Below are 25,813 nucleotides of genomic sequence, written 5' to 3' on the forward strand. Positions count from 1 at the left end.
TGCACGCCCCTAAAGAAAATTGTTGTTAACGCAGGTGTCCCGTCAGCAGGGACAGTAGCGTGGTGGACAGGCAAGCCGGAAAGTCATGCCCCATCCCGGGCAACAGCACCAGGCTGGAGCCACGGATCGCCGCCGCCGTGGCGTAGCCGCCGCTGGTGGCGACCATGAGGTCTTTTTCCCCATGGATGACCAGGGTGCGGCAACGAATCCGCTGCAGCTCCTCGGTGCGGTCTGCGGAGTTGATGATCGCGCCGATCTGCCTGGCGGTACCGAGGTTGCTGGCCTCGCCACCACCTCGCTCCCAGGCTAGCTGGGCATACTCACGCAAGGCAGGCTCGTTCCACTCGAGGGTCGAGCCGATCAGACGCATGATGTCCACGTAGTCGCGAACGCTTTCCTGCTCGCTGCGCGGCGGGCGGCGCAGCAACTGCAGAAGGGCCTTGAGCGCAGGTTGGCCGACGCGCAGGGAGCCTGTGGTGGAAAAGATCGACGTGAGGGTCCTGACCCGTTGCGGGTAACGCGCGGCGAGGGTCTGGGCGATCATGCCGCCCATAGACATCCCCACGACATGCGCCGCCTCCAGTTGCAAGTCGTCCATCAAGCCGATGACGTCGTTGGCCATGTCGCCCAGGTCATAGCCTGCGGTGCGCTTGCGCAGGAACTGCTGCAGGGTCGTGGGGGGCGCCACGTCGGTGAAGAACGACCTGCCCGAGTCACGGTTGTCCAGCGTGATGACCCGCAGCCCTTGCTCGACCAAGCCAGCGATAAGCGCTTGCGGCCAGTAGGTCAGCTGCAGCCCGAGGCCGACGATGAGCAGGACCGCCGGGGCACCCTCAACACCGTAGCTGCGGTAGCAGAGCTTGCCCTTGCCCGGTAGCTCGCAGAAGCGATCACGGCTCATCGGCGGCTACCTGGCTGCTGCAGTTCGACGCCGGCATGCGCGGGCACGTTCGGCACGGTGCTGAAGCTGAGGCACTTTTCCGCCACTGTGCCGCGGCGCAGCAGTTTGATATCGCGGAAGTAGTCCATCGACATCACCCAGGGTTCGCACGGCCCCTGGCGCGGCATGCTGTCGAGCGCGCGCTGCACATAGCCGGCACCAAAGTCCAGCAGAGGGCGGGTTTCGATGCCGGCCGGCGCCTTCGGTTCGCAGACGTTGTAGCCTTCGCGCGCCATGAAACCGAGCAGGCGGCAGAAGTGGTCGCACAGCAGGCAGACCTTCAAGGTCCAGGACGAGTTGGTATAGCCCACCGCGAAGGCGAAGTTGGGCACGCCGGAGAGCATCATGCCTTTGTAGGACAGGGTCTCGCTAAGCACCACCGGCTTGCCGTTCTTGTGCAGGGTGATGCCACCGAACATTTGTACGTTGAGCCCGGTGGCCGTGACGATGATGTCGGCCTCCAGCGTCCTGCCCGATTTGAGCAATACGCCGGACTCGGTGAAGCGCTCGATATGGTCGGTGACGATGTCGGCCTTGCCGGCACTGATGGCTTTGAACAGGTCGCCCTCGGGCACCGAGCACAAACGCTGGTCCCACGGGTTGTAGGGTGGGTTGAAGTGCACGTCGACCGGGTAGTCTTTCGGCAATTCCTTGCGGGTCAGCCACAGCAGCAGTTTTTTCGAGAGCTTGGGGAAACGCTGGCAGAAGCCCCAGAACGCCAGGGTGATCTTGGCGTTCTTGTAGCGCGTCAGGGAGTAGGCGGTTTGCGCCGGCAGCACCTTGCGCAGGAACGCGGCAACCCCGTCATTGGCCGGCTGATTGATGATGTAGGAAGGCGTGCGCTGCAGCATGGTGATGCTGGCGACCTTGTCCGCCATGGCCGGAATCAGCGTCACCGCGGTCGCGCCACTGCCGATGACGACCACGCGCTTGCCCGTATAGTCGAGGTTTTCCGGCCAGTGTTGCGGATGAACGATCTGCCCCTTGAACTGCTCGCTACCCTCGAAGCGGGGGGTAAAGCCCTGATCATAGCGATAATAGCCACCGGCACTGAACAGCCAGCGGCATTCGAGCGTACGCACCTGAGCCGCCTGGCCTTCCTCGATGCGCACTGCCCACAGGCCCCTGTCGCTTTGCCAGTTGGCCGAGACGACTTTCTGCTGGTACTGGATGAACGGCTCTAGCTGGTACTCGTCTATGGCTTCGCGCAGGTACTCGAGAATATCCGCGGCATCGGCCAGGGATTTCGCCTTGGTCCAGGGCTTGAAGTCGAAACCGAAGGTGTAGAGGTCCGAGTCGGAGCGGATGCCGGGGTAGCGGAACAAATCCCAGGTGCCGCCCATGCGTTCGCGGGACTCGAGAATTGCGAACGTCCTGTCGGGTTGCTGGCGTCGCAGGTAGGCCGCCGCGCCGATGCCAGACACACCGGCTCCAATGATCAAAATGTCGAGCGGCTCAACCGGAAGAGCAGTGTGCGAGGACATGTCGCCTCCTATTGTAGTGTTATAGAGACTGATCTTTTGACTTGATCATTTGACCAGAATAGGGCGGCCGATTATGTGGGGCAAGGTGCAAAATGCACCGGGTCGTCATCGTTTTGAGATGATTTGCACCTTCTCGATCCGCCGGTCAGTACGCCGGTTGACGGACAAGCTCGGGGGGCGGGGAGGAGTAGGCGAGGTGCGCCCACCTGGGAAATGCGGATTGCCGTGCGGCGGCGCAGCCCGGCAATCCGAATGGCGTCTCAGTAACTGGCCACCAGCAGCTTGACCGCCTGGCAGGCGGTCTCGGTTTCGCTTTCGAGGCGTGCACGGTCGCCGTGGGCGGACCAGGCCAGCATCAGGCCGTCGAACAGGTTGATCAGCAAGCGGCTGACGGTGGCCACTGCGGCCTGGTCCAGCGCCGAACCGGTGACTTTGGCGATGGCCTGCTGGGCCGCGTCGATGGACACGGCATAGATCTTTGTCGCCATTTCGGGGTTGTTGCGCAGGTTCCAGCAAAACAGTTCGAATTGCGTGGTGGCCATTTCCGGGTGGGCGGTGAACCAGTTGACCAGCTGGCGCAACATTTCGCCCACCGATTCAGCTGCCGTGGCACCCGCCGGCACGTGCTGCAGCGATTGCTGCGGCAGGTTGATCAAGGATTCGTAGACGGCATAGAACAACTCGTCCTTGGTGTGGAAGACATAGTGCAACGAAGCCAGCGGAGAGTCTGCCGCCGCTGCGATACGCCGCGTCGTGGCGTTGGCCACCCCATGTTCCGCGATCACCTTCACGGTGGCCTCGATGAAATCCTGCCTGCGCTCTTCTGCGCCAATTCGAGCCATAGAGCGTTCTCCCTTTTCGATGTTGTCGCCGGCCTTTTGGTCCGGCGTCGACGGTGACGAATGCTATCGCAAGGTGGTGCCTCGATCCATGCGTCGAAGCACGCCTGCGCAAAGGAACATGAAACAGCATGAAAAATAGTTAAATCAAACGACTTGATCAAATGACCATGTTCGGTGATGATGATTTTCACACCCAGGCACCACCGCACTGCGCAAGTACCGCAGGGAAGGGGATGGCCTGGTCGGCACTGGCGGGTTGAGCCACGTTGCCCAGCTTCGCTGGATCAGAACAATGACAAAACCAGACAGGTACAAAGCAGATGGATACACGAACGCTCTCGACGCTCGGCAGCGATGCATCGGTCGAGCAGGTGGTGGAGATCATTCGGCGTGACGGTGGGGTCATCATTTCCGACCTGGTCTCACCGGCCACGCTGAACGCCCTGCGCGACGAACTGGACAGCTATCTGAATGTCACCCCTTGCGGCGTCGATCCCTATTTCGCGGGCACCCAGACCCGGCGTGTCGCGCGGATCATCGGGCGCAGCGACACGGCTGTCGAAGTAGCGATGAACCCGCTGTTCCTCGGCGTGGCCAGGCAGATCCTGCAAACTCCTACCCACGTCTGGGTAGGCAGTGACCGCATCGAGATGGCCCCCGATATTCAGCTGAGCATCACCCAGGCCATTCAGATCGGCCCGGGCCAAGGCCTGCAGCCCCTGCACCGTGACGATGCCACTTCGTTGTGGCGCCACCCCCAGTTCGGGCGTGAGGCGCGGCTGCAAATGATGCTGGCGATTTCCGATTTCACCGAAGAAAACGGTGCGACCCGTGTCATCCCCGGCAGCCATCTGTGGGATGACGAGCGCATGCCGACCCAGGAAGAAACCGTCGCCGCGCAAATGCCGGCAGGTTCCGCATTGCTGTGGATGGGCTCGGTTTACCACGGCGGTGGCGCCAATACATCCGCAGCCCCACGCACCGGCCTGACCATGGCTTATGACCTGGCCTTCCTGCGTCTGGAAGAGAATCACTTCCTGTCCATTCCCATCGAGCGCGTTCGCCAGCTCCCGGCAGAAATGCAACGTCTGTTGGGCTGGAGCGCCAGTTCCACGTTGCTCGGCTGGGTGGAAATCGATGGTCAGATGCGCGACCCGCAAGAGCTCCTGAACATGCCGGCATTCTCCGAGCCTGGGAAAGGGTTCTGACAGTTCCGATCCGTCTTGGGGCCATTAGAGATGGAAGCAAGAGCCGGTATTTGGGAGTCATGTAGATGAATGCAGTGAACAAAGCAGCCCACGGTGACGCTGCACCGTTGAAGTTTCGCAGCCTGGGTGGATGGGTGGAGCGCCCCGCCGATCTGCAGCCGTCGCTCGAAGGGCACCTGAAGGCTGATGTCATCGTGGTCGGCGCCGGATTTGCCGGGCTGTCGACCGCGCTGGAACTAAGGGCGCTGGGCGCGCAGGTGATCCTGCTGGAGCAGGAGTTCGCCGGCTTCGGCGCCAGTGGCCGCAATGCCGGTTACCTGCTGGGCAGCATGGGTATCGAGTACGACATGTTCGTCAAACGTTTGGGGGTCGAGCAGGCGACGCAGTTCGTCAGGTTCTACGACGAGGCCGTGCCCTATGTGGAAGGCCGAATGAAGGCGTTGGGCATCGACTGTGACTACAACCCCTCCGGCGTGCTGCGCGCAGGTGTTCATGCCAGCCAGGAAAAGCGCTTGCGGGAAAACATGGCACTGGGGCAAAAGCTGGGGGCCGTGACCCGCTTCGTGGACGGCGCCGAGATGCGCGCTCGGGGAATCCCACCGGCGTTTCTGTTCGCGGCCGAGCAGTGTGGCGGCACCCTGAACCCGGGGAAATACGTCGCCGGCCTGCGCCGCGCGGCCATCGAGGCGGGCGTGAAGCTCTACGAGCGCACACCGTTGCTCTCCTTCAGCGAGGGGCCGGTCATTACCTGCAAGACTGGCCACGGCAGCGCGACCGCGCCAGTGATGGTACTGGCCACCAATGCCTATACCCCGCAGCTGGGGGTGTTGCGCAACAAGGTCGCGGCGATTCGGGTCTCGGCGATCGAAACGCAACCGCTCTCACCGCAGCAGCTCGCTGCCGTGGGCTGGCAGGGGCGTGAAGGGATCATCACGCCGCACTACACCATGGAGAGCCATCGCCTGACAGCACACGGCACCATGGTGCTGACCGTCAAGAAGCTGGGTTATGCCTATGGTTCGAAGACCCCCAACATCCCAGACCAGGGCGCTTACGCGGCATTGGCGCAGGTACTGCGCGAACGCCATCCGGCCTTGCACGGCCTGGGCATTCAGCATTGTTGGAGTGGCTATGTCAGCGGCGCCTATGACTTCCTGCCGATGATCGGTGCCATGGGCGAAAAGCAGAATATTCTCTACTCCACCGGCTGTTCGGGCCACGGGCTGGGCACCCAGTCATATGTCGGGTCGCTGTTTGCCGCGCAAATCAACGGCAAGACACCAGAGCTGCTGACGGCCATGCAGCACAAGACGCCGTCCATGCTGCCTGAGCCCTTGCAGTGGTGCGCCATCCATTCCGCGTTCGCGGCGGCCAAGTTACTGGATGACTGGACCGATAGAAAAGTGCGTAAACACACTGCCAGCAAAGGCTGACTGCAGTTGATGTCGTTGTCCAGTACAACGGACTGCGGGACAACGCCGCGACCCTACTGAAGAGGCTATTATCGTGGAACTAATAGATATGTTCGCGCTGGTCGCATGTGTGCTGCTGGTGATATGTGGTTTAGGTTATGGCGCGGCATTCATCAGGCAAAAAAACTATCTGCTCGGTGTCGAGTTTCTGATCGTGGGCATATCGGCAACGAACTTCACGACGTTCATCGCCACCGGTTGGCAGACTAACTACAATATTGCCATTTTTCTCGATGCGTTTTCCCGCGGTGTCGGCGTTCCGATTATTGCGACACTCGGATTGATGGCCGTGACGCATAATTACAAGCCGACACCGGCGAAAGATTTCATATTGTTTTTTCTGTCTTTCGTTGCCGCAGCTATTTACTTTCTCTCGTCCGCATTCAAGCCATGGCTCCCTTATTTCTATGTGCTGATGTGGTCGATCGCCACGGTGTACCTGCTCTACTTCACGTGGCGACTGGCGCGTGCGAGCGAGATTCTGCACGCGTTGGCAACACTCCTGGGGGCGGCAGCGGGCTTGACGATTGCACTAAGGTATGACTTTTTCCCGATCCCGGGGGATGACACGAAGATGATATTCATGAGTTGTGCCTTCGTGACCTGGTCCTATTCGATGGCGCAGTTGTTCTATGCCTATGGTGCGCTTCAACGCTCCCGAAAAGTTTGTACACAGGCCATGCTTCACTCGCATTGACGCAACAGTACCTACGCGCTTCATCATTTTTCAGAATGTCACATCTGCTATTTACTCCATGGCGGGCCGATGGCCTGCTTTTTTACCGCCCCTCGGGGCGGTTTTTTTATGGAGCTCTTATTCGCGAGAGTAGTGAGCCTGAATAAGCTTGACCTATAAAGCGGCTCGACGGCTTCAGCTTCTTCAGAGGGCGAAATACTTATACAGCGCACCAAGAATAAGCATCTTTTGGTAACACATGTTTCCTTACTTCCCACTAATGAACAGGCGCTTGCCGCCTATAAAGCAATAAGCAATTCCAACTAGCTGATTTATCTAATGTAATCCGCCTCTCAGGCTTTTTGGCATATGACTTGCGTGTTGATCATTCGACATGGTCAGTTGACCATGTCTAATGACCAAGATTCGCCAGGCACCGATTTTCCGCCCGGAAGATCGAGCACCCGGTCAAAGCCCTTTGTGTGAGGATCCCCCATGAAAGAAGTCACTGCACGGCTGGAAGGTGAACTGTCCGCCCGGCGTATTTTCAGGCAGCTGCTGGTTACCCTGGCGGCGTCGACCGCGATCTGCTCGGTGCAGGCCGCGCCCCAGGGGGCCGAGGCGCTGGGCTCCAAGTTGACGCCGCTGGGCGGTGAGGTCGCTGCCAGTTCAAGCGGGGATATTCCGGCCTGGAGCACCCCGGGGCCGCAAGGGACAGGCTGGAACTACGGTCAGGTACGCGGGGAACATTGGAAGTTCAAGGGCGACAAGCCCCTGTACAGCATCGATGCGAGCAATGTGGCGCAGCACGCGAGCAAGCTCGCTCCCGCCCAGCTCGAACTGTTCAAGAAGATTCCAGGCTACCGCATGGATGTCTACCCGACCCGCCGCACCTGCGATGTGCCGACCTTCGTGGCTGAGAACACGCGCAAGAACGTGGGCTTCGCCAAGCTCGACGCCACCGGGGTCGCCCTCGAGGAAGCGCATTTGCCGGGAGCCCCGTTCCCGATGCCGAGCAACGGCGCCGAGGTGATGTGGAACATGAAGATGCGTTACCGCGGCGTGGGCGTCGAAATCCCGAAAAGCATTTCGGGCATCTCGCCACGCAAGGGCGGGGAGTGGCTGCGCCAGTCCACCGACACCTTCTTCTTCACCCCCTGGGGCAAGAAAGGCGACAACCTGTTCTCCTCCGTCGGCCGTCTGGAAAACGCCACCTTCTTCAATTACCTGGAGCCTGCCGCCCTGGCTGGTCAGTCCGCGGTGCAGACGGCCGTGGCCGGCGAGCAGGCCACGACCTTCTACTACTTCCCCGGCCAGCGTCGCGTGCGGCGCATGCCGTCGTACTCCTACGACGCGCCGCAGATCGGCCTGGACAACCAGTACACCGTCGATGAGGGGAACATGTTCTTCGGCACCATGGACCGCTTCGACTGGAAGCTGGTCGGCAAGCAGGAGCTTTTGGTGCCGTACAACGCCTTCGGCGCCTATGACACCAACGCCAAGGTCGAGTCGTTCGCCGGCAACGATTCGCTCGCGCCGCAGGCGCGCCGCTATGAACTGCATCGGGTCTGGGTGGTGGAGGCCAATGTGCGCCAGGGCATGCGCCACCAGGCGCCCAAGCGCATGTTCTACATCGACGAGGACAGCTGGAACCCACTGTTGGCCGTCGATTACGACAAGCAAGGGCAGATCTGGAAGGTCCGTGAAGGCTTCTCGATCCCCGTGTACGAAACCGGCACTTGCGACGTACAGGCCCAGGTCCAGTACAACCTGATCGAAGGCCGCTACCTGTTCGACATGACCTCGGTCGGCGCCGGCAAGAACGATATCCGCTGGCTCACCGAGGACGGCAGCAGCCCACGCCTGAAACGCGATTTCTACACCTCCGATAACCTGCGAGCCATCAGCGAACGTTAAAGAACGACGTCAGATCGAGAGCCAGCATGAAAAGAATAATTAGCAAAGCATCAGGCCTTGTCATCGTGTGCACCACCCCACTGGCAATGGGGTTCACCTTCGAAACCGAAACCCTCAATGGTTCGTTCGACTCCACCATCACCGCCGGCATGGGTGTACGTACGCAATCGCGCGGCTGCAACCTGATCAACCAGGGGGCCACCGGGCACAATGTGCCGTCCGGCTGCCTGGCGCAGAGCTCGGGCGTGGCGGATCAGGGCGACCTGAACTACGACCGCGGCGACATGTTCACCAACTACCTCAAGGGTACCCACGAGCTGTTGCTGAAGATGCCCGAGGACGTCACCTTCATGGCGCGCGGTACCTGGATCCGCGACTTCGCGGCCACCGATACCACCGGCACGCGCTCATTCAACACCCCTGACAGCATCGGCAGCAGCGGCCTTGGCAAAGATGCCCGCGACGATCTCGCCTTCAAGGCGCGCCTGCTCGACCTGTGGGTGAGCAAAGGCTTCGACGTGGGCGGGCAGCGAGTCCGGGCGCGTCTGGGTAACCAGGTGATCAACTGGGGCGAGAGTCTGTTCGTGGCCGGGGGTATCAACAATACCAACGCCTACGACTATCAAGCCCTGGCCCGTCCGGGGGTACAGCTCAAGGAGGCCGTGCTGCCGGCGCCGATGCTCAGTGTCGCCTCGGGCCTGGGCTCGGGGGTCAACGTCGAGGCTTATTATCAATTTCGCTGGAACAAGAGCGAGCTGCCGCCGGTAGGCAGCTACTGGTCCACCACCAACGCGCTCGGCGAGGGCAGGGGCGAGTACGGGTTTTCCGAGAACAAAGCCCGGGACAGCGGCCAGTGGGGCCTTTCGCTGCGCTGGCAGCCGGAGGACAGCGATGTCAACTATGGCTTCTACGTGATGCGCTACCACGACAAGACGCCGTCGTTGCGCGTGGATATTCTCGACCCTGACACCTTTGCCGCCGCACCGTCCTGGCGCTACCAGGAAGATCGGATGATGTATGGCGTCAGCGCCAACATGCCGATCGGCGACTGGGCCGTCGGTACCGAGCTGTCCTACCGGCCAAAGGATTCGGTGATGCTCAACCCGGTCGTAGACCTGTGTTCGAGCAATGGCGGCAAATGCTGGAAGGACGAGAAGAAGTTCCAGTGGCACCTGACCGGCCTGTACAGCTTCACGCCGTCCAACTCGCCGACGCTGCTGGACTTCACGGGCGCCAGCACCGGCACCTTGCTCAGCGAACTGGTGGTCATCAAATACCCGGGGCTGCATGACCAGGTCAACGGCGAGCCGCTCGCCGCCGGGCTCAATGCCTGGCAGCTGGACCCTGCGACCGCGCCGAAGTCGCGTGGCGACAAGACCTCGTCGGGCATCAACCTGGACTTCAGCATGACCTACGACGGCACCTTGCTGCCGGGCTGGCAGGTCACCCCGGGGGTGTTCTACGCACGCTCGCTGAGCGGGCGCACACCGAACCTCACGGCCACCTTCACCAAGGACGCGAGCAGCATGAACTTCTACCTGAACTTCGTGCGCAACCCGGCCAGTTGGCAGGTATCCCTGAACTACGCCAAGTTCATGGGCGGCGATACCCCTTACGACCAGCTGTATCGTGACCGCGACTATGTCGGCATCGCGATCTCCCGTACCTTGTGAGGCCTCCTGTGAACGGTTCTGTAAAACTGACAGAGGTCCAGGCGCGTGGCGTGTTGCCACGCGTCGAGCGGGTCTTGTTCGGACATCGGCGGCTGGTGCTGGCGGGCCTGGCCGTGTTCACCCTGGTCATGGCCTGGTTCGCGGTGCAGTTGCGTATGGACGCCGGCTTCGAAAAACAGTTGCCGGTCGGCCATGAATACATCCAGACCTTCGAGACGTACCGCAACGACCTGATGGGCGCCAATCGCCTGACCATCGTGGTCAAGGCTCGCAAAGGTGATATCTGGAGCGCCCCTGGGCTGAAGCGACTGTATGAGGTGACCCAGGCGATCAGCTTCCTGCCGGGGATCTCGCGCAGCAGCGTGCGCTCGTTGTGGACGCCCAATGCCTTCGTCAACGAGATTACCGAAGAAGGCTTTCGCGCCGATCCGCTGGTGCCGGGCACGGTTTCGCCCGAGCACCTGAACGACCAGGTCATCGCCTCGATCGCCAACTCCACCGCGCAAGGGGGCTTCATCGGCACCCTGGTGTCGCGTGACCAGAGCAGCGCGATGATCACCGCGGAGCTCAACGAGTACGAGGCCGACGGGACGCACCTGGACTATGTCGCGTTCAATCACCGCCTGGAAAAAGAGATTCGCCAGCAGTTCGAAGATGGCGATTTCGAAGTGCAGATCATCGGCTTCGCCAAGCAGATCGGCGACATCGCCGACGGCGCTTCGGCGGTGCTGGAGTTCTGCTTGCTGGCGTTGCTGCTGACCGCGGCGGCGGTGTATTGGTATTGCCATTCACTGCGCTTCACCTTGCTGGCGCTGGTGTGTTCTCTGGCCTCGTTGGTCTGGCAATTCGGCAGTCTGCGCTTGCTGGGCTATGGCCTCGACCCGCTGGCGGTGCTGGTGCCGTTCCTGGTGTTCGCCATCGGGGTGTCCCATGGCGTGCAGCAGATCAACTTCATTGTCCGCGAGATCGCCACCGGCAAGAGCGCCGAAGCGGCGGCACGCTCGAGCTTCACCGGCTTGCTGATCCCGGGAACGCTGGCACTGGTGACTGCACTGGTGTCTTTCGTGACGCTGCTGCTGATCCCGATCCCGATGGTGCGGGAACTGGCGATCACCGCATCGCTCGGGGTGGCCTACAAGATCATCACCAACCTGCTGATGCTGCCTTTGATGGCGTCCATGCTGCGGGTCGACGACGAGTACGCGGCGGCCCAGGAAATTTCCCGGCAGCGCCGTACCCGCTGGCTGCGTGGCCTGTCGCGGCTGGCCGAGTGGCGCAACGCGCAGTGGGTCCTGGGCGTGGCGCTGGTGATCTTTCTGCTGGCGATCTGGCAAAGCCATGACCGTGTCGTCGGCTCGTTGCAGGCCGGGGCCCCGGAGTTGCGCGAGGATTCGCGCTTCAACCGCGACGCCGTGTCCATCGCCAACAACTATGACATCGGGCTGGATTGGCTCAGCGTGGTGTTCGAAGCCAAACCGGGGGAGGCTGGCGAAGGCGTGCCGGCGGCGTGCGAGGATGTCGCTGCGGCCCAGTACCAGGACCGCTTCGTCTGGGCCATGCAGGGCGTGCCTGGCGTGCTGTCGGTAGCGTCGTTCTCCAGCAACCTGCGCCAGTTCAACGAGGGCTACAACGAAGGCAACCCGAAGATGGCCGTGGTGCCCATCGACCCGATGAACTACGCGGCGCTGGCTACCGAGGTGGCGCGCACGCCCGGCCTGGTGCGCACCGACTGCAGCATGTCCGCCGTGCACCTGTACCTGGCCGACCACAAGGCCACGACGATCAACCGGGTGGTGGCGGCGGTCAAGGCGTTTCGCAGCGAGTATCCGCAACCGGGGCTGTCGATCCGCCTCGCCTCGGGTAACGCCGGTGTCCTGGCGGCCATCAACGAGGAGGTGGAGAAGAGCGAGACGCCCATGCTGCTGTATGTCTATGCCGCGATCGCGTTGCTGGTGTTCGCGGTCTACCGCGACCTGCGCGCGGTGCTGGTGTGCTGCCTGCCGTTGACCATCGGTACGTTCATTGGCTACTGGTTCATGAAAGAACTGCAGATCGGTCTGACCATTGCCACTTTGCCGGTGATGGTGCTGGCGGTAGGTATTGGGGTGGATTACGCCTTCTACATCTACAACCGCCTGCAACTGCACCTGGCCCATGGCCAGTCGATCACCAAGGCGGTCGAGCACGCGTTGCTCGAAGTAGGCGTGGCCACCATCTTCACCGCCATCACCCTGGCGGTGGGCGTCGCCACCTGGGCCTTCTCCGACCTGAAGTTCCAGGCGGACATGGGCAAGCTGCTGGCCTTCATGTTCATCGTCAACATGGTCATGGCCATGACCGTACTGCCGGCGTTCGCGGTCTGGCTGGAGCGGGTATTCCCGCGCAAGCGCCCCGTGCGCATGATCGGCGCGCTGCTGCACTGAGGAGATAAACATGCGATTCAGGGGTTCATTGATCGCGGCGGTGCTCGCCGCGACATTGCCGTTGCTATCTGCCCGGGCCGAGCCCTTGCAGGCAGTGCCCGCCGCGCAGGCGAGCAACGCCACCCAGGCGACCATGCTGGATGCCGTGTGGGCCGGCGAGCGGGTGGTCGCGGTGGGTGATCACGGCGTGGTGTTGTTGTCCGACGATCAGGGCAAGCGCTTCCGCCAGGCGCGTTCGGTGCCGGTATCCACTCAATTGACGGGGGTGTCCTTCGTGGACGCCCAGCGTGGTTGGGCGGTTGGCCATTGGGGCGCGATCCTGGCCACCACCGACGGTGGCGAGTCGTGGCAGATCCAGCGCTTGTCCAGCGACGAAGATCGGCCGCTGTTCGCCGTGCATTTCTTCAACGCCCAACAGGGCGTCGCCGTGGGTCTGTGGTCGTTGCTGCTGACCACCGAGGATGGTGGCAAGACCTGGACCGAGCAAGCGTTGCCGCCGCCAGCAGGCGCCAAGAAGGCCGACCTCAACCTGATGGGGCTGTTTGCCGACAGCCACGGCACGCTGTACGCCACCGCCGAGCATGGGCAGCTGTTGCACTCCGAGGACCATGGCAAAAGCTGGGGTTACCTGGATACCGGCTATACAGGCACCTTGTGGTCCGGGGCCGTGCTGAACGACGGCAGCCTGATGCTCGGCGGCCAGCGAGGCACGTTGCTGCATGGCGGCAAGGACGCAAAGGATTGGCGCAGGTTGCCTACCCACGACAAAGGCTCCGTCACTGCCATGGCGGTAGCGGGTTCCCGGGTGCTGGTGGTCGGGCTGGATGGGCTGATGATGCTGAGCGACGATGGCGGGCGCCATTTCCAGGAAAAGCAGTCGGCTGATGGCTTGTCGCTGACGGCGGTGCTGCTCGATGCGCAGGGTGCGCCTGTACTGTTCTCGCGCCGTGGCGTCGTACCGTACCAGGAGTGAGGCGTTACCGGACGAACTGGCCATGAGAGGAGGGCCGGACGCGGTCAACGCAGAGGGCAGGGCATTACCGACCAAGCAGGGCATATCCGGGGGGCAGGTGGCCTGCCCCCCGGATCAATGCCACGGGTTACAGCTGCAGATGGTCCGCCAGGTCAGCGTAGTTGTGCTGCCACAGGCCCGGGCTACCCTCGGGATACTGCGAACGGAAGCCGATGATCTTCTGCACCCGGGGAGAAAGCGTTCTTGCCACGTCCATCGGCACGATCAATGAGTAAGCTTCTTCCGGCGTGAGGATCGACGCCTGCAGTGGAATCGTCAGGCCTCGGCGGAACTCACCGGCGGTCACGTTGGCGCCACCACCATGAACGACCTTGCCGCCGAACAGCACGGCATCGCCTGCGTTCAACACGGCAGGGATGGTCATTTCCGGGGTGCCGACGTCTGCGTAGTCATCCCAGTCCTGGCTCCCGGGGATGAGGCGCGTAGCGCCGTTTTCTTCGGTGAAATCGGTCAGGGCCAACATCAGGTTGGCGATGGCCCGCGGCGCATGCTTGTTCATGGCAACGTAGGGATGGTATTGGGCCATGTCGCGGTGCAGCATCTGTGCCTTGTTGCCCGGGCCGATTTCAATCAGTTGCGCGGTGGTCAGCCACCAGTCGCCAGAATCGGACTGGTAGAGCACGCGCCCTAATTCATGAAACAGATCGTCATCGAGAATTTCCTCGCGAAAGGTCTTGCTGTGGGTCACCAGGTTGGTCAGCCGCTTGGTCTGCCGGCCATGGAACTCGACGATCAACTCGTGTTCGTGCCTGGAGCCTGCGTCCAGGGCGGCGAGGGGGGCGTCGACCTCTTGGTTGATCCGCCGTACCTGTTCAGGCGTCATGAAGTTGCGGATGATGACCGCGCCGACCTGATCGCTGAGCTGCACGATCTCCTCGGGTGAGCTCGCGCGAGTTACGCTGGGCAGCTGGGGTGGATTTATTTCGGGGGCTGACATGCTGACACTCCGATTCAAAGGCATCGTTGTCGCGCTGGCCGATTGGCACGGCGCACAGCCTGAACAAGGCACGGGGAGTGGCAAATGCCTTGCGTGTGTTTTTGTTCAGGCAGTGGCTTCATGCTATGTTTCCACTGGCCTGCGGCCAAGGTACAAAAAGCACCAATTCCTTGCGTATTTTTGAGCGTTATGCACTCTCTATGAATCGTCCTCTTTCCCCCTGGCCACGCCCCTGCGAAGCGGTGCGAGAACTGATACGCAAAGGCGCCGAACGTGCCCAGGCGCTGCCGCCGGAGTGGGTCGAGCGGCTCAACCAGGCGCTGTTCGCCTCACCGGAAGACGCAAGGCTGCTGGAAGACCCGGTCATCCTGGCCGCGTGCCGGCGCGCCAACCGCGCGGAGCTGCTGCATTGGGGCAACGCCAACATGCAGCGCCCTGGCGAACCGGTGGAGCCCTATGTATCGGCTGACATGGTGGATACGGCCCGGGAGCTTGCCCGTCGGGGGCTGTCGGAACTGCTGATGAATGTCGCCCGTTCGACACAGAACACCGCCTGGGAACTGTGGATGAAGATGGCGTTCGGCCTGACCCAGGATCCGGCGCTGCTCGAGGAGTTCCTTGACGTCTCGTCGCGCTCGATCTCGGAGTTCATCGACAGCAACATGCGGGTGATCACGCAGATCATCCTCGAGGAAAAGCAAGCCCAGGCCCACGACGATCACGTCGACAAACGCAGCCTGGTCAGCCGTTTGCTCGATGGCCGCGACCTAGACACCGAGCAGTTTGGCCGGCGCCTGGGCTACAGCCTTGCGCAGAAACACCTGGCCTATCTGGTGTGGAGCGAAACGGCCGAAGCGCAAGTGGGGGAACTGCAAGACCTGGCCCGTGCGCTGGCCAACCTCACGGGGGCTACCTCGGCGCTGATCGTGTTCGCCGGCCCCGCGACCTTGTGGGCCTGGAGCAGCGTGACCAAGCCTGTGGACCTGCTCAGCCTGCAAAGCGCCATGGCCCGGTTTCCCACGCTGCGCGCGGCCATTGGCGCACCGGCCAGCGGGCTCAATGGGTTCCGTCGCTCGCACCTGGAAGCCTTGACGACCCAACGGCTGATGGGGCGGTTGGCCGGAGCTCCACCACTGGCCAGCATCGATCAGGTGCGGATGGTGTCGTTGATGACCCAAGATGCCCGGGCGACCCGGCAGTTCATCCTGAGTACCTTGGGGCGGCTGGCCTCCGAACCGATGGTCCTGCAGCAGTCGTTGCACGCCTTCCTCGCCCAGGGCTGCAATGTCACCCAGACCGCCGAGATGCTGGGCACCCATCGCAACACCTTGCTGCGTCGCCTGGAACGCGCCCAGGACCTGTTGCCGATACCCTTCGCCGAACACCGTATCCAGATCGCCGCTGCACTGGAGCTGCTGATCTGGAGCACGCCACAGGATGAGAGCGAGAGATAACCTCCAGCGCATCATCGGCTGAGCCTTTGCTGCCTTAGCTGCCTTAGCTGCCTTAGCGCTGGCGAGCGGGAAGCGCGGCGATCAAGCGCTCGAAGGCGTCCAGTGCGTAGCGATCATCCTGTTTCAATGAGCGCGCGAGTCTATAGCATCTAGGCATAACCAGCAGGATTGAAATTACCAATAGCACTGATGGGCAGGATCAATTTAGCGATCGGGCGCAGCCTCCTTAACCTTTTCCAGGCGCATCAAGACGCCTGTATAGAGCCTTTAGGAGTACATCATGATCCCGTTCAAAACGTTCCAGCCTGGCCGTCTGCTGGTGGCCAGCGCCCTGGCCGCCAGCCTGCTGTCGCTGTCGGTGCAGGCCGCAACGCTGACCCGTGACAACGGCGCGCCAGTGGGCGACAACCAGAACTCGCAGACCGCCGGCCCCAACGGTTCGGTGTTGCTGCAGGACGTGCAGTTGCTGCAAAAGCTGCAGCGCTTCGACCGTGAGCGCATTCCCGAGCGCGTGGTGCATGCCCGCGGCACCGGCGCCCACGGCCAGTTCACCGCCAGCGCCGACATCAGCGAGCTGAGCATGGCCAAGGTGTTCCGCCCTGGCGAAAAGACCCCGGTGTTCGTGCGTTTCTCGGCCGTGGTGCATGGCAACCACTCGCCGGAAACCCTGCGTGACCCACGCGGCTTCGCCACCAAGTTCTACACCGCCGACGGCAACTGGGACCTGGTGGGCAACAACTTCCCGACCTTCTTCATCCGCGACGCCATCAAGTTCCCGGACATGGTCCACGCCTTCAAGCCCGACCCGCGCAGCAACCTCGACGACGACGCGCGGCGCTTCGACTTCTTCTCTCATGTACCTGAGGCCACCCGCACCCTGACCCTGCTGTACTCCAACGAGGGCACCCCGGCCAGCTACCGCGAGATGGACGGCAATAGCGTGCATGCCTACAAGCTGGTCAACGCCAAGGGCCAGGTGCACTACGTGAAGTTCCACTGGAAGAGCCTGCAAGGGCAGAAGAACCTCGACCCGAAACAGGTCGAGCAGGTCCAGGGCCGCGACTACAGCCACATGACCCACGACCTGGTCACGGCCATCAACAAGGGCAACTTCCCGAAATGGGACCTGTACATCCAGGTACTCAAGCCTGAGCAACTGGCCAGCTTCGACTTCGACCCACTGGATGCCACCAAGATCTGGCCCAACGTGCCGGAGCGCAAGATCGGCCAGATGGTCTTGGACCGCAACGTCGACAACTTCTTCCAGGAAACCGAGCAGGTGGCCATGGCGCCGTCGAACCTGGTGCCGGGCATCGAGCCTTCCGAGGACCGCCTGCTGCAAGGTCGGCTGTTCGCCTATGCCGACACCCAGATGTACCGGGTTGGCGCCAACGGCCTGGGCCTGCCGGTGAACCGTCCGCGCAACGAGGTGAACACCATCAACCAGGATGGCGCGGCGAACAACGGCCACACCAACAGCGGCGTCAACTACCAGCCGAGCCGCCTGCAGCCGCGTGAAGAGCAGGCCAGCGCGCGTTACTCGCAGGCGCCGCTGAGCGGCACCACCCAACAGGCCAAGATCCAGCGCGAGCAGAACTTCAAGCAGACCGGCGAGCTGTTCCGCTCGTACAGCAAGAAGGAGCAGACCGACCTGATCAACAGCCTCGGTGGGGCACTGGCGATCACCGACGAGCAGAGCCGCTACATCATGCTGTCGTTCTTCTACAAGGCCGATGCCGACTACGGTACAGGCTTGGCCAAGGTGGCCAAGGCCGATCTGCAGCGTGTTCAGCAGTTGGCGGCGAAGCTGCAGGACTGACCTTGTCATGCAGGAGCCGGCTGTGTCGGTGCCAGGTTGCAGGTTGCCTGGTTCGCCAGCAAGGCTGGCTCCTACCCAGGAGGCTGCCATGTACAAATGGATACTCGCGGCCGTGTTCGCCTTGCTCGGCGCCACGGCCCAGGCCGAGGACGCCGCGCAGGTCGAGCAACGCCTGCGCGACTACTACTTCGAGGCGGCACGCCAGGGCGACCAGGCCGTGCTCGGGCAATTCATCCAGGCCGGTTATAACCTTGACGTGCAGGATGCCAAGGGCTACACCGGGCTGATCCTCGCCGCCTACCATGGCCAGGGCGCAGCGCTGGAGCAACTGCTGGAGGCTGGCGCCGATCCGTGCGCCCAGGACCTGCGCGGCAACACCGCGCTGATGGGGGCGATCTTCAAGGGCGAACTGCGCATTGCCCGGCGCCTGCTCGAGGCCCCATGCAGCCCCGACCAGCGCAACGCCAGCGGGCAGACCGCCGCCATGTACGCGGCGCTGTTCAAGCGCGACGACCTGCTCCAGGCGCTGACCGCCCGTGGCGCCGACCCGCACGCCCGCGATGCCCTGGGCAACAGCGTCGACAGCCTGCGCCGGGGCGAGCTCAACGGGGCTCGCTAGCCGCCGGTGACCGGTGGGAAAAAGGCAATGTCGTCGCCATCGACCAAGGGCTCGTCCAGGCTGCACAGGTCCTGGTTGCGGGCACTCATCAGGTTGGCCTGGCCCAAGGTTGCCGCCCACGGTTCGCCACGCGCGACCAGCATCTGGCGCAGGTCGCGCAAGGTGGCCAGGGCCGGCGCCCAGGGCAGCTCCTCGCCGTCGCTGCCCAGCAACTCGCGGTAGCGGGCAAAGTAGTTCACCCGGATCATCAGGCGTCCTCCAGCTGGTACAAACCCGAGCGCCCACCCGACTTGCGCAGCAGGCGCAGCCAGTCGATCTGCAGGCTGCGGTCCGCCGCCTTGCACATGTCGTACAGGGTCAGCGCCGCCACGCTGGCGGCGGTCAAGGCCTCCATCTCGACCCCGGTAGCCCCCTTGAGGGTGCAGGTGGAGATGATCCGCACCGAGTCCGGCGCCACCGCCTTGAGCTCGACAGTCACCGCAGTCAGCAGCAGCGGGTGGCACAGCGGGATCAGCTCGTGGGTGCGCTTGGCGGCCATGATCCCGGCGATGCGCGCCACCGCGAAGACATCCCCCTTGGGGTGGCCGCCGGCACTGATCAGGGCCAGGGTCTCGGGCTTCATCCGCACCCAGGCTTCGGCCACGGCCTCGCGGCGGGTGTCGGCCTTGTCGGTGACATCGACCATGTGTGCGTGGCCGTGATTGTCCAGGTGGGTCAGCGGGCTGGCTGGGGCAGGGGTGTCGTTCATGGGGTCTCCAGGGTATGGCTGGGGGCGAGGTCCGGGCACAGCAGGGCGCGGGCCTCGGCGAAGCACTGCTGGGCCAGGGCCGAGCGCGGTTCGCTGCGGCGCAGCAACAGGCCTACCGGCGCATGGATGGCGGCAGCGTTGATCGGCAAAATGCGAATATGCTCGCTCAGGCCTTCCAGGCCGTGGTCCAGGGGCATGATCGCGCAGCACAGGCCGGCACTGACGCCCTGGATCAGTTGGTAGGTCGAGTCGCTCTCGAGGATCGATTGCGGGTGCAGGCCACGGCTGCGAAAGCTCAGGTCGATCGATTGACGGTAGTGCATGCCCTGGGACAACAGCCCCAGCGGCAGTTGCTCCAACGCTTCCCAGGCCAGGCTCGGCGAGCTGAAGCGAAAGTGCCGGGTGTCGTAGAGCAGGCCCATGCGCGTGGCGCCCAACTCGATGACGTCGAAGTAGTTGCGGTTGATCCGGTCGAGGTAGCAGATGCCCAGGTCCAGCTGGTTACGGCTCAGGCCATCGGTCACCTGTTCGGAGCTCAACGAGGTCAGCTGGACCTGCAATTGCGGGTAGCACTCGATCAACGGCTTGAGCAGGCCCATCAGGTTGAAGCTCGACAGCGGCACCATGCCGATGCGCAAGCTGCCGACCAGGCGCCCACGGCAACTGGCGGCCTCGGCGAGCAGGCCGTCATAGGCCGCCAGCAAGGTGCGGGTCCAGGCCAGGATACGTTCGCCGGCCTCGGTAAATCCCTCGAACCGCTGGCCACGGGTCACCAGCACCAGCCCGAGTTCGTCTTCCAGGTTGCGCAGGCGCATCGACAGCGTTGGCTGGGTGATATGGCACAGCGCGGCGGCCTGGCCGAAGTGCCGGGTCTGGTCCAGGGCGATCAGGAACTTGAGTTGTTTGATATCCATGTGACGCCTTGCCGGTAAGTTGCAATCGGGACATGGCGTTGCCGACCATGTTTCAAGGCGATGGAAAGTAAAGTGAAGCGCCCAGAGCGTCCAATGAGAAATAACGAAGAACTGATAGAGGTGATTGATGATGAGCCTTGATAGAGCCTGTTGATGGACCGGTACATATTATCGATTGGACGCCTGTTAATAGCCGCTCTAGTTTCAGTGAATTATTCGCCAGCACTGTGTGGTTAGCCATGAGCGTAAAACCTGATGCCGTATTTGTTCCGTTGAATATCGCCGTATTGACTGTCAGCGATACCCGTACTTTCGAAACCGACACTTCCGGCGAACTGCTGGCCAGCCGCGCGGTGGACATGGGCCATCGCCTGGTGGCGCGGGTGTTGCTCAAGGACGACCTGTACCGGATCCGTGCCCAGGTGGCCAACTGGATCGCCGACGAAGGCGTGCAGGTGGTGCTGATCACCGGTGGCACCGGCTTTACCGGGCGCGACAGCACTCCCGAAGCGGTGACCTGCCTGCTGGACAAGCAGGTCGAGGGTTTCGGCGAGCTGTTCCGCGCGCTGTCGATCCTCGATATCGGCACCTCGACGGTGCAGAGTCGGGCCCTGGCCGGGCTGGCCAACGGCACCCTGGTATGCTGCCTGCCGGGTTCGACCGGGGCATGCCGCACCGCCTGGGAGGGCATCCTGGTGGAGCAGCTCGACGCCCGCCACCGGCCCTGCAACTTCGTGCCCCACCTGAAAGCCGCAAGCCTCTGCGGGCCGCGCTCATGAGCGCGCTGATGAGCGTCGAGCAGGCCTTGGCCGAGTTGCTCGGGCTGGCTCGCGCAGCGCCGTTCACTGCCCGTGAGTCGGTCGCCGTGGGCGACGCTGACGGGCGTGTGCTGGCCGAGGACCTGCAGGCCGCGCTCGACTTGCCGCCCTGGGACAACAGCGCCATGGACGGCTACGCCTTGCGCCTGGACGATCTGGCCGCCGGGCCCTTGCCGGTCTCCCAGCAGGTATTCGCCGGCCAGGCCCCCGCGCCGCTGCGGGCGGGTAGTTGCGCCCGGGTTTTTACCGGCGCGCCGGTGCCTGCCGGTGCAGATTGCGTGCAGTTGCAGGAAAACTGCTCGGTCGATGAACAAGGACGGGTAGTTTCGCTGACGGCGCTGCGCCGAGGCGACAATATTCGCCGGCAGGGCAACGAAATCCGCGCTGGCGCCCCTTTGCTGGCGGCGGGCACGCTGTTGCGGCCGGTCGCCCTGGGGGTGTTGGCGGCCCAGGGCATCGCGCAGGTCATGGTGCTGCGCCGGCCCAGGGTCGCGCTGCTTTCCAGCGGCGACGAACTGGCGCAAGCGGGCGCGGTGCTGCAGCCAGGGCAGATTTTCGACAGCAACCGCGTGCTGCTGGCCACCTTGCTCGAACGCCTGGGTTGCGAGGTGGTGGACCTGGGGCGGGTCGCGGACGATGCGCGGCAGGTACGCGCGGTACTGGCCGGGGCCAGGGACTGCGAACTGATCATCAGCAGCGCCGGGGTGTCGGTGGGCGATGCCGATTGTATCGGCGCGCTGCTGCGTGAAACTGGCGAGGTGAAGCTGTGGAAGCTGGCGATCAAGCCGGGCAAGCCGTTCACCTTTGCCCAGTTGGGCAGCGTGCCGTTGCTCGGCCTGCCGGGCAATCCGGGGTCGGCATTGGTGACCTTCCTGTTGCTGGCAAGGCCGTATTTACTGGCGCGCATGGGCGTTGCCCGGGTGGCGCCGCCACGCGTGCCAGTGGTCGCCGGCTTTGCCTGGCCCAAGGCCGGCAAGCGCCAGGAATACCTGCGGGTCAGGCTCGAAGGCGGGCGGGCGCGGTTGCTGGAGAACCAGAGCTCGGCGACCTTGCTCAGCGCGGTGCAGGCCGATGGCTTGCTGGAGGTGCCGGCGGGGGAGACTTTCGCGGCGGGGGATATCCTGGATTTCATCGGGTTTGATGGGCTGGGCTTGTAGGAGCCAGCTTGCTGGCGAACCGACAGCGCGTTGCCTGGTTCGCCAGCAAGCTGGCTCCTACGGTTTGCCGCAAGGCGCACTCAACTCAACACATGATCAACCGGCTGCAACAACGGCGGTAGCTCGGTGCTGCCCAGGGCGCTCAGTACATCGCGCTCCACCGTGCGCACGATGGCATCCAGCGGCAAGTCGTTCTCATCCCGGCCGAACGGTTCCTCCAGCTCGTCGCTGATCGCATCCAGGCCAAAGAACGTATAGCTGACGATGGCCGTGAACAACGGCGCCAACCAGCCCAGCGGCTCGGCCATGGCGAACGGCAACAACACGCAGAACAGGTAGATGGTGCGATGCAGCAGCAAGGTATAGGGGAATGGCAACGGCGTGGCCTTGATCCGCTCGCAGGCCGCCTGGGCCTCGGACAAGCCCTTGAGCCGCTGCTCCAGGGTCATGTAGCGCCACTCGCTGATCTGCCCCTCTAGCGCCAGGCGTGAAATACGCGCGCCCAGCGCCTGCAGGATGCCATCACTGAGGTTGTGTGGCGGCAGGCTGGCGGCGTCGGCAACCCAGGCCGCCGCAGCCTTGTACTCATCCTCGCCGCGCAACCGCGCATTGAGCGCATGGGCATAGCCGCACAAGCCCTGCAACAGTTGCCGGCGTTGGTGGGCATCGGCGACCACGCAACTGGCACGGATGAACGAACGCACTTCGATAACCACCTGGCCCCAGGCCTTGCGACCCTCCCACCAGCGGTCGTAACAGGCGTTGTTGCGAAAGCTCATGAAGATCGACAGCGACAGCCCCAGCAGGGTAAACGGCGTGGCGCTGACCTTGGCATAGAACGCTGGATGCAGGGTTTCGACCAGGACGATCAACGAGGCCAGGGCGCTGACCATCAGGGTGCGGCGGACGATGCGCCGGGCAATCGAGCCCTTGAGGGTAATGAGGACATTGAGCAGGTTGGGTTTGGCGTGGACGATCATGGAAGTACCCGCACGTTCATATATAAACCTGAAAGTTGATAAGTTCAGGCGCCATAAACGCGACCCTAGCCTAGAGAGATAAGAGTGCAGCGTCCAATTGCAATTAATGACCGTTTGATCGGCGCGCTCTATCACTGCGCAGTGATAGAGCATACTGATCAACCTGTCATTACTTTTGATTTGACGCCTGCGCCTGGCAAAAATAGCCTGCAGCGGTCGACAGTGTCGAAGTTCCAGTTAGTTGAATGCGGTGAAACTTCAAACTGGCCCTCCCGCGTGAATCGATCAAGGGTGATCCTGATGAGCGAAGAAGAACATATCAAAAGTTACAATGGTCCGGCGGCCGGCTGGGGCGCGCTGATGAGCGTGACCAAGGCCTGGCTGGGCAGCGAGAATGCGGTCAAGAACGTCCGTGCGATGCTCAAGACCAACCAGAACAGCGGTTTCGACTGCCCCGGCTGCGCCTGGGGCGAGTCGCCCGAAAACGGCATGGTCAAGTTCTGCGAAAACGGCGCCAAGGCGGTCAACTGGGAAGCCACCGGTCGTTCGGTCGACCCGGATTTCTTCGCCCGTTACAGCGTCAGCGCCTTGCTCGAACAAAGCGACTACTGGCTCGAATACCAGGGCCGCCTGACCCATCCGATGCGCTACGACGCCAGCACCGACCACTATGTCGAGATCAGCTGGGACGAAGCCTTCGCCCTGGTGGCCCGCCACCTCAACGGCCTGGCTTCGCCCGACCAGGCCGAGTTCTACACCTCTGGCCGAGCTAGCAACGAGGCGGCCTACCTGTACCAGCTGTTCGTGCGCAGCTTCGGCACCAACAACTTCCCCGACTGCTCGAACATGTGCCACGAAGCCAGCGGCCTGGGCATGGGCGATACCCTGGGCGTGGGCAAAGGCACCGTGGTGTTCCATGACCTGGAAGAAGCCGACGCGATCTTCGTCATCGGCCAGAACCCCGGCACCAACCACCCGCGCATGCTCGAACCGCTGCGCGAAGCGGTGGAGCGGGGCGCCCAGGTGATCTGTTTCAACCCGCTCAAGGAGCGCGGCCTGGAGCGCTTCCAGCACCCGCAACACCCGTTCGAGATGCTCAGCAACGGCTCCGAACCCACCAATACCGCGTACTTCCGCCCGGCCCTGGGCGGCGACATGGCAGTGCTGCGCGGCATGGCCAAGTTCCTCTTGCAGTGGGAGCGCGAAGCCCAGGCCAACGGCATGCCGGCGGTGTTCGACCATGCCTTCATCAAGGCCCACACCAGCGGGATGGACGCCTACCTGGCCCAGGTCGACGCTACCTCATGGGAACATATCGTCGAGCAGTCCGGGCTGAGCCTGGCCGAGATCGAGCTGGCCGCGCGCATGTACCGCAAGGCCGAACGGGTGATCATGTGCTGGGCCATGGGCGTCACCCAGCATCGCCATTCGGTGCCGACCGTGCAGGAAATCGTCAACCTGCAACTGCTGCGCGGCAACGTCGGCCGACCTGGCGCCGGCCTGTCGCCGGTGCGTGGCCACAGTAACGTGCAGGGCGATCGCACCATGGGCATCGACGAGAAGCCGCCTGCCTGGTTGCTGGACAACCTCGAGAAGCGCTTCGCCATCGACGCACCGCGCGGCCACGGCCACAACGCCGTGCTGGCGATCCAGGCCATGGAAGAAAAGCGCGCCAAGGTGTTCATCGCCCTGGGCGGCAACTTTGCCCAGGCCACCCCGGACACCCCGCGTACCCATGCGGCGCTGCGCAACTGCGAGCTGACCGTGCACATCTCCACCAAGCTCAACCGCTCGCACCTGGTCACCGGCCGCGACGCCTTGATCCTGCCTTGCCTGGGCCGCACCGAGATCGACCTGCAGGCCGAAGGCCCGCAAGGCATCACCGTGGAAGATACCTTCAGCATGGTGCACATTTCCCACGGCCAGCTGAAACCACGCTCGCCGCTGTTGCGCTCGGAACCTGCGATCATCGCCGGCATGGCCAAGGCCACCCTCGGCGACCGGCCGATCGACTGGGACTGGACCGTGGCCGACTACGCGCGTATCCGCGACCTGATCGCCGACACTATCCCCGGTTTCACCGACTTCAATACCCGCTTGCAGCACCCGGGTGGTTTCCACTTGGGCAACGCCGCCGCCGAGCGCGAGTGGAACACCGCCAGTGGCAAGGCCCAGTTCAGCGCCACTGAACTGCCAGCGCAACTGGTAAACGAGGCGGTGCTGGCCCGTGGCGACAAGCCGGACCTGATCCTGCAGACCCTGCGCTCACACGACCAGTACAACACCACCTTGTATGGCCTGGACGACCGTTACCGCGGGGTGTTCGGCCTGCGCGAAGTGGTGTTCGCCAACGAAGCGGACATCCGCCGCCTGGGCTTCGAGCCAGGCGAAAAGGTCGATCTGGTGTCGCTGTGGGAAGACGGTCTGGAGCGCCGGGTCAATGGCTTCACCCTGGTGGCCTACGACATTCCCGAGGGCCAGGCCGCGGCCTACTACCCGGAGACCAACCCGCTGGTGCCGCTGGAAAGCTACGGCGATCGCACCTTCACGCCGACCTCCAAGTTCGTCGCGATCAAGCTGGCCAAGGCGCAAGCCGACGGCCTGATCCACGCCGTCGCCGGCTGAGCCTTCACTTCCTTCATTCATCGACTGCGGCTCCCCGGGCTTAACTCGCCCGTGGGCGCCGCCTGTCCACAAGG

The 25,813-nt window shown here is 63.1% G+C and carries 21 protein-coding genes; 13 read left to right on the forward strand and 8 right to left on the reverse strand.

Features of this window, described 5'->3' with window-relative positions; translation table 11 throughout:
• Positions 1-25: 25 nt before the first annotated feature.
• The 3 genes from ACODS5_RS10220 to ACODS5_RS10230 form a co-directional block, all read right to left on the reverse strand.
• The gene (locus ACODS5_RS10220; RefSeq protein ID WP_489108570.1) at positions 26-901 is read right to left on the reverse strand and encodes an alpha/beta fold hydrolase; all 876 of its coding nucleotides are present in this window, start codon (positions 899-901) and stop codon (positions 26-28) included.
• Complete coding sequence (locus tag ACODS5_RS10225; protein WP_489108571.1) at positions 898-2,424, reverse strand: flavin-containing monooxygenase; 1,527 nt, start codon at positions 2,422-2,424, stop codon at positions 898-900. Before ACODS5_RS10225 ends, ACODS5_RS10220 begins: the two co-directional genes overlap by 4 nt.
• Positions 2,425-2,684: 260 nt before the next feature.
• Positions 2,685-3,266: a TetR/AcrR family transcriptional regulator gene (locus tag ACODS5_RS10230; protein WP_102682332.1), complete on the reverse strand. Its 582-nt coding sequence runs from the start codon at positions 3,264-3,266 to the stop codon at positions 2,685-2,687.
• A 320-nt stretch (positions 3,267-3,586) separates the two neighbouring features.
• Between ACODS5_RS10230 and ACODS5_RS10235 the strand changes: the two genes are divergently transcribed.
• The 7 genes from ACODS5_RS10235 to ACODS5_RS10265 all read left to right on the forward strand — a co-directional run bounded on the left by ACODS5_RS10235 (position 3,587) and on the right by ACODS5_RS10265 (position 13,608).
• Positions 3,587-4,474, forward strand: coding sequence for a phytanoyl-CoA dioxygenase family protein (locus ACODS5_RS10235; protein ID WP_489108572.1), 888 nt, complete (start codon positions 3,587-3,589; stop codon positions 4,472-4,474).
• A gap of 65 nt (positions 4,475-4,539) precedes the next feature.
• Entirely contained in the window at positions 4,540-5,907 is a 1,368-nt protein-coding gene (locus ACODS5_RS10240) for an NAD(P)/FAD-dependent oxidoreductase (RefSeq protein ID WP_489108573.1), read from the forward strand.
• Positions 5,908-5,995: 88 nt separating this feature from the next.
• Positions 5,996-6,643 carry a hypothetical protein gene (locus ACODS5_RS10245; protein WP_489108574.1) on the forward strand — a complete coding sequence of 216 codons (648 nt, stop codon included), beginning with the start codon at positions 5,996-5,998 and terminating at the stop codon, positions 6,641-6,643.
• A 474-nt stretch (positions 6,644-7,117) separates the two neighbouring features.
• Positions 7,118-8,539: a DUF1329 domain-containing protein gene (locus ACODS5_RS10250; protein ID WP_489108575.1), complete on the forward strand. Its 1,422-nt coding sequence runs from the start codon at positions 7,118-7,120 to the stop codon at positions 8,537-8,539.
• A 26-nt stretch (positions 8,540-8,565) separates the two neighbouring features.
• Positions 8,566-10,212 carry a DUF1302 domain-containing protein gene (locus ACODS5_RS10255; protein ID WP_489108576.1) on the forward strand — a complete coding sequence of 549 codons (1,647 nt, stop codon included), beginning with the start codon at positions 8,566-8,568 and terminating at the stop codon, positions 10,210-10,212.
• An 8-nt stretch (positions 10,213-10,220) separates the two neighbouring features.
• A complete protein-coding gene (locus ACODS5_RS10260; protein ID WP_489108577.1) occupies positions 10,221-12,635 on the forward strand; it encodes an efflux RND transporter permease subunit in 2,415 nt (804 codons plus the stop codon).
• A gap of 10 nt (positions 12,636-12,645) precedes the next feature.
• The gene (locus ACODS5_RS10265; RefSeq protein ID WP_489108578.1) at positions 12,646-13,608 is read left to right on the forward strand and encodes a WD40/YVTN/BNR-like repeat-containing protein; all 963 of its coding nucleotides are present in this window, start codon (positions 12,646-12,648) and stop codon (positions 13,606-13,608) included.
• A 127-nt stretch (positions 13,609-13,735) separates the two neighbouring features.
• On the opposite strand, the gene ACODS5_RS10270 is transcribed toward ACODS5_RS10265, so the two are convergent.
• A complete protein-coding gene (locus ACODS5_RS10270; protein WP_489108579.1) occupies positions 13,736-14,605 on the reverse strand; it encodes a phytanoyl-CoA dioxygenase family protein in 870 nt (289 codons plus the stop codon).
• A 242-nt stretch (positions 14,606-14,847) separates the two neighbouring features.
• Between ACODS5_RS10270 and ACODS5_RS10275 the strand changes: the two genes are divergently transcribed.
• The 3 genes from ACODS5_RS10275 (at position 14,848) to ACODS5_RS10285 (ending at position 18,497) form a co-directional block, all read left to right on the forward strand.
• The gene (locus ACODS5_RS10275; protein WP_489108580.1) at positions 14,848-16,059 is read left to right on the forward strand and encodes a PucR family transcriptional regulator; all 1,212 of its coding nucleotides are present in this window, start codon (positions 14,848-14,850) and stop codon (positions 16,057-16,059) included.
• 280 nt (positions 16,060-16,339) lie between these two features.
• Positions 16,340-17,878, forward strand: coding sequence for a catalase KatB (gene katB / locus ACODS5_RS10280; RefSeq protein ID WP_489108581.1), 1,539 nt, complete (start codon positions 16,340-16,342; stop codon positions 17,876-17,878).
• An 88-nt stretch (positions 17,879-17,966) separates the two neighbouring features.
• Positions 17,967-18,497 (forward strand): ankyrin repeat domain-containing protein, encoded by a 531-nt coding sequence (locus ACODS5_RS10285; RefSeq protein WP_134690658.1) that lies wholly within the window; start codon positions 17,967-17,969, stop codon positions 18,495-18,497.
• On the opposite strand, the gene ACODS5_RS10290 is transcribed toward ACODS5_RS10285, so the two are convergent.
• The 3 genes from ACODS5_RS10290 to ACODS5_RS10300 are packed head-to-tail and all read right to left on the reverse strand — an operon-like array spanning position 18,494 to position 20,159.
• Positions 18,494-18,745: a MoaD/ThiS family protein gene (locus ACODS5_RS10290; RefSeq protein WP_489108582.1), complete on the reverse strand. Its 252-nt coding sequence runs from the start codon at positions 18,743-18,745 to the stop codon at positions 18,494-18,496. The two genes, ACODS5_RS10285 and ACODS5_RS10290, sit on opposite strands and share 4 nt — an antisense overlap.
• Positions 18,745-19,245, reverse strand: a complete 501-nt coding sequence (gene moaC, locus ACODS5_RS10295; protein WP_489108583.1) for a cyclic pyranopterin monophosphate synthase MoaC — start codon at positions 19,243-19,245, stop codon at positions 18,745-18,747. The genes ACODS5_RS10290 and moaC overlap by 1 nt, the downstream gene beginning before the upstream one ends.
• Entirely contained in the window at positions 19,242-20,159 is a 918-nt protein-coding gene (locus ACODS5_RS10300; RefSeq protein WP_489108584.1) for a LysR family transcriptional regulator, read from the reverse strand. Before ACODS5_RS10300 ends, moaC begins: the two co-directional genes overlap by 4 nt.
• A gap of 239 nt (positions 20,160-20,398) precedes the next feature.
• On the opposite strand from ACODS5_RS10300, the gene moaB reads away from it, so the two are divergent.
• Together moaB and ACODS5_RS10310 are read left to right on the forward strand one after the other, a co-directional pair.
• Entirely contained in the window at positions 20,399-20,938 is a 540-nt protein-coding gene (gene moaB, locus ACODS5_RS10305) for a molybdenum cofactor biosynthesis protein B (RefSeq protein ID WP_134690665.1), read from the forward strand.
• Entirely contained in the window at positions 20,935-22,134 is a 1,200-nt protein-coding gene (locus ACODS5_RS10310; RefSeq protein ID WP_489108585.1) for a molybdopterin molybdotransferase MoeA, read from the forward strand. The genes moaB and ACODS5_RS10310 overlap by 4 nt, the downstream gene beginning before the upstream one ends.
• An 80-nt stretch (positions 22,135-22,214) precedes the next feature.
• On the opposite strand, the gene ACODS5_RS10315 is transcribed toward ACODS5_RS10310, so the two are convergent.
• Positions 22,215-23,114: a bestrophin family protein gene (locus ACODS5_RS10315; protein ID WP_134690667.1), complete on the reverse strand. Its 900-nt coding sequence runs from the start codon at positions 23,112-23,114 to the stop codon at positions 22,215-22,217.
• Between the two features lie 300 nt (positions 23,115-23,414).
• On the opposite strand from ACODS5_RS10315, the gene ACODS5_RS10320 reads away from it, so the two are divergent.
• Complete coding sequence (locus tag ACODS5_RS10320; protein ID WP_134690668.1) at positions 23,415-25,739, forward strand: FdhF/YdeP family oxidoreductase; 2,325 nt, start codon at positions 23,415-23,417, stop codon at positions 25,737-25,739.
• Positions 25,740-25,813 lie beyond the last annotated feature (74 nt).

It is taken from the genome of Pseudomonas sp. FG47, from assembly GCF_057809115.1.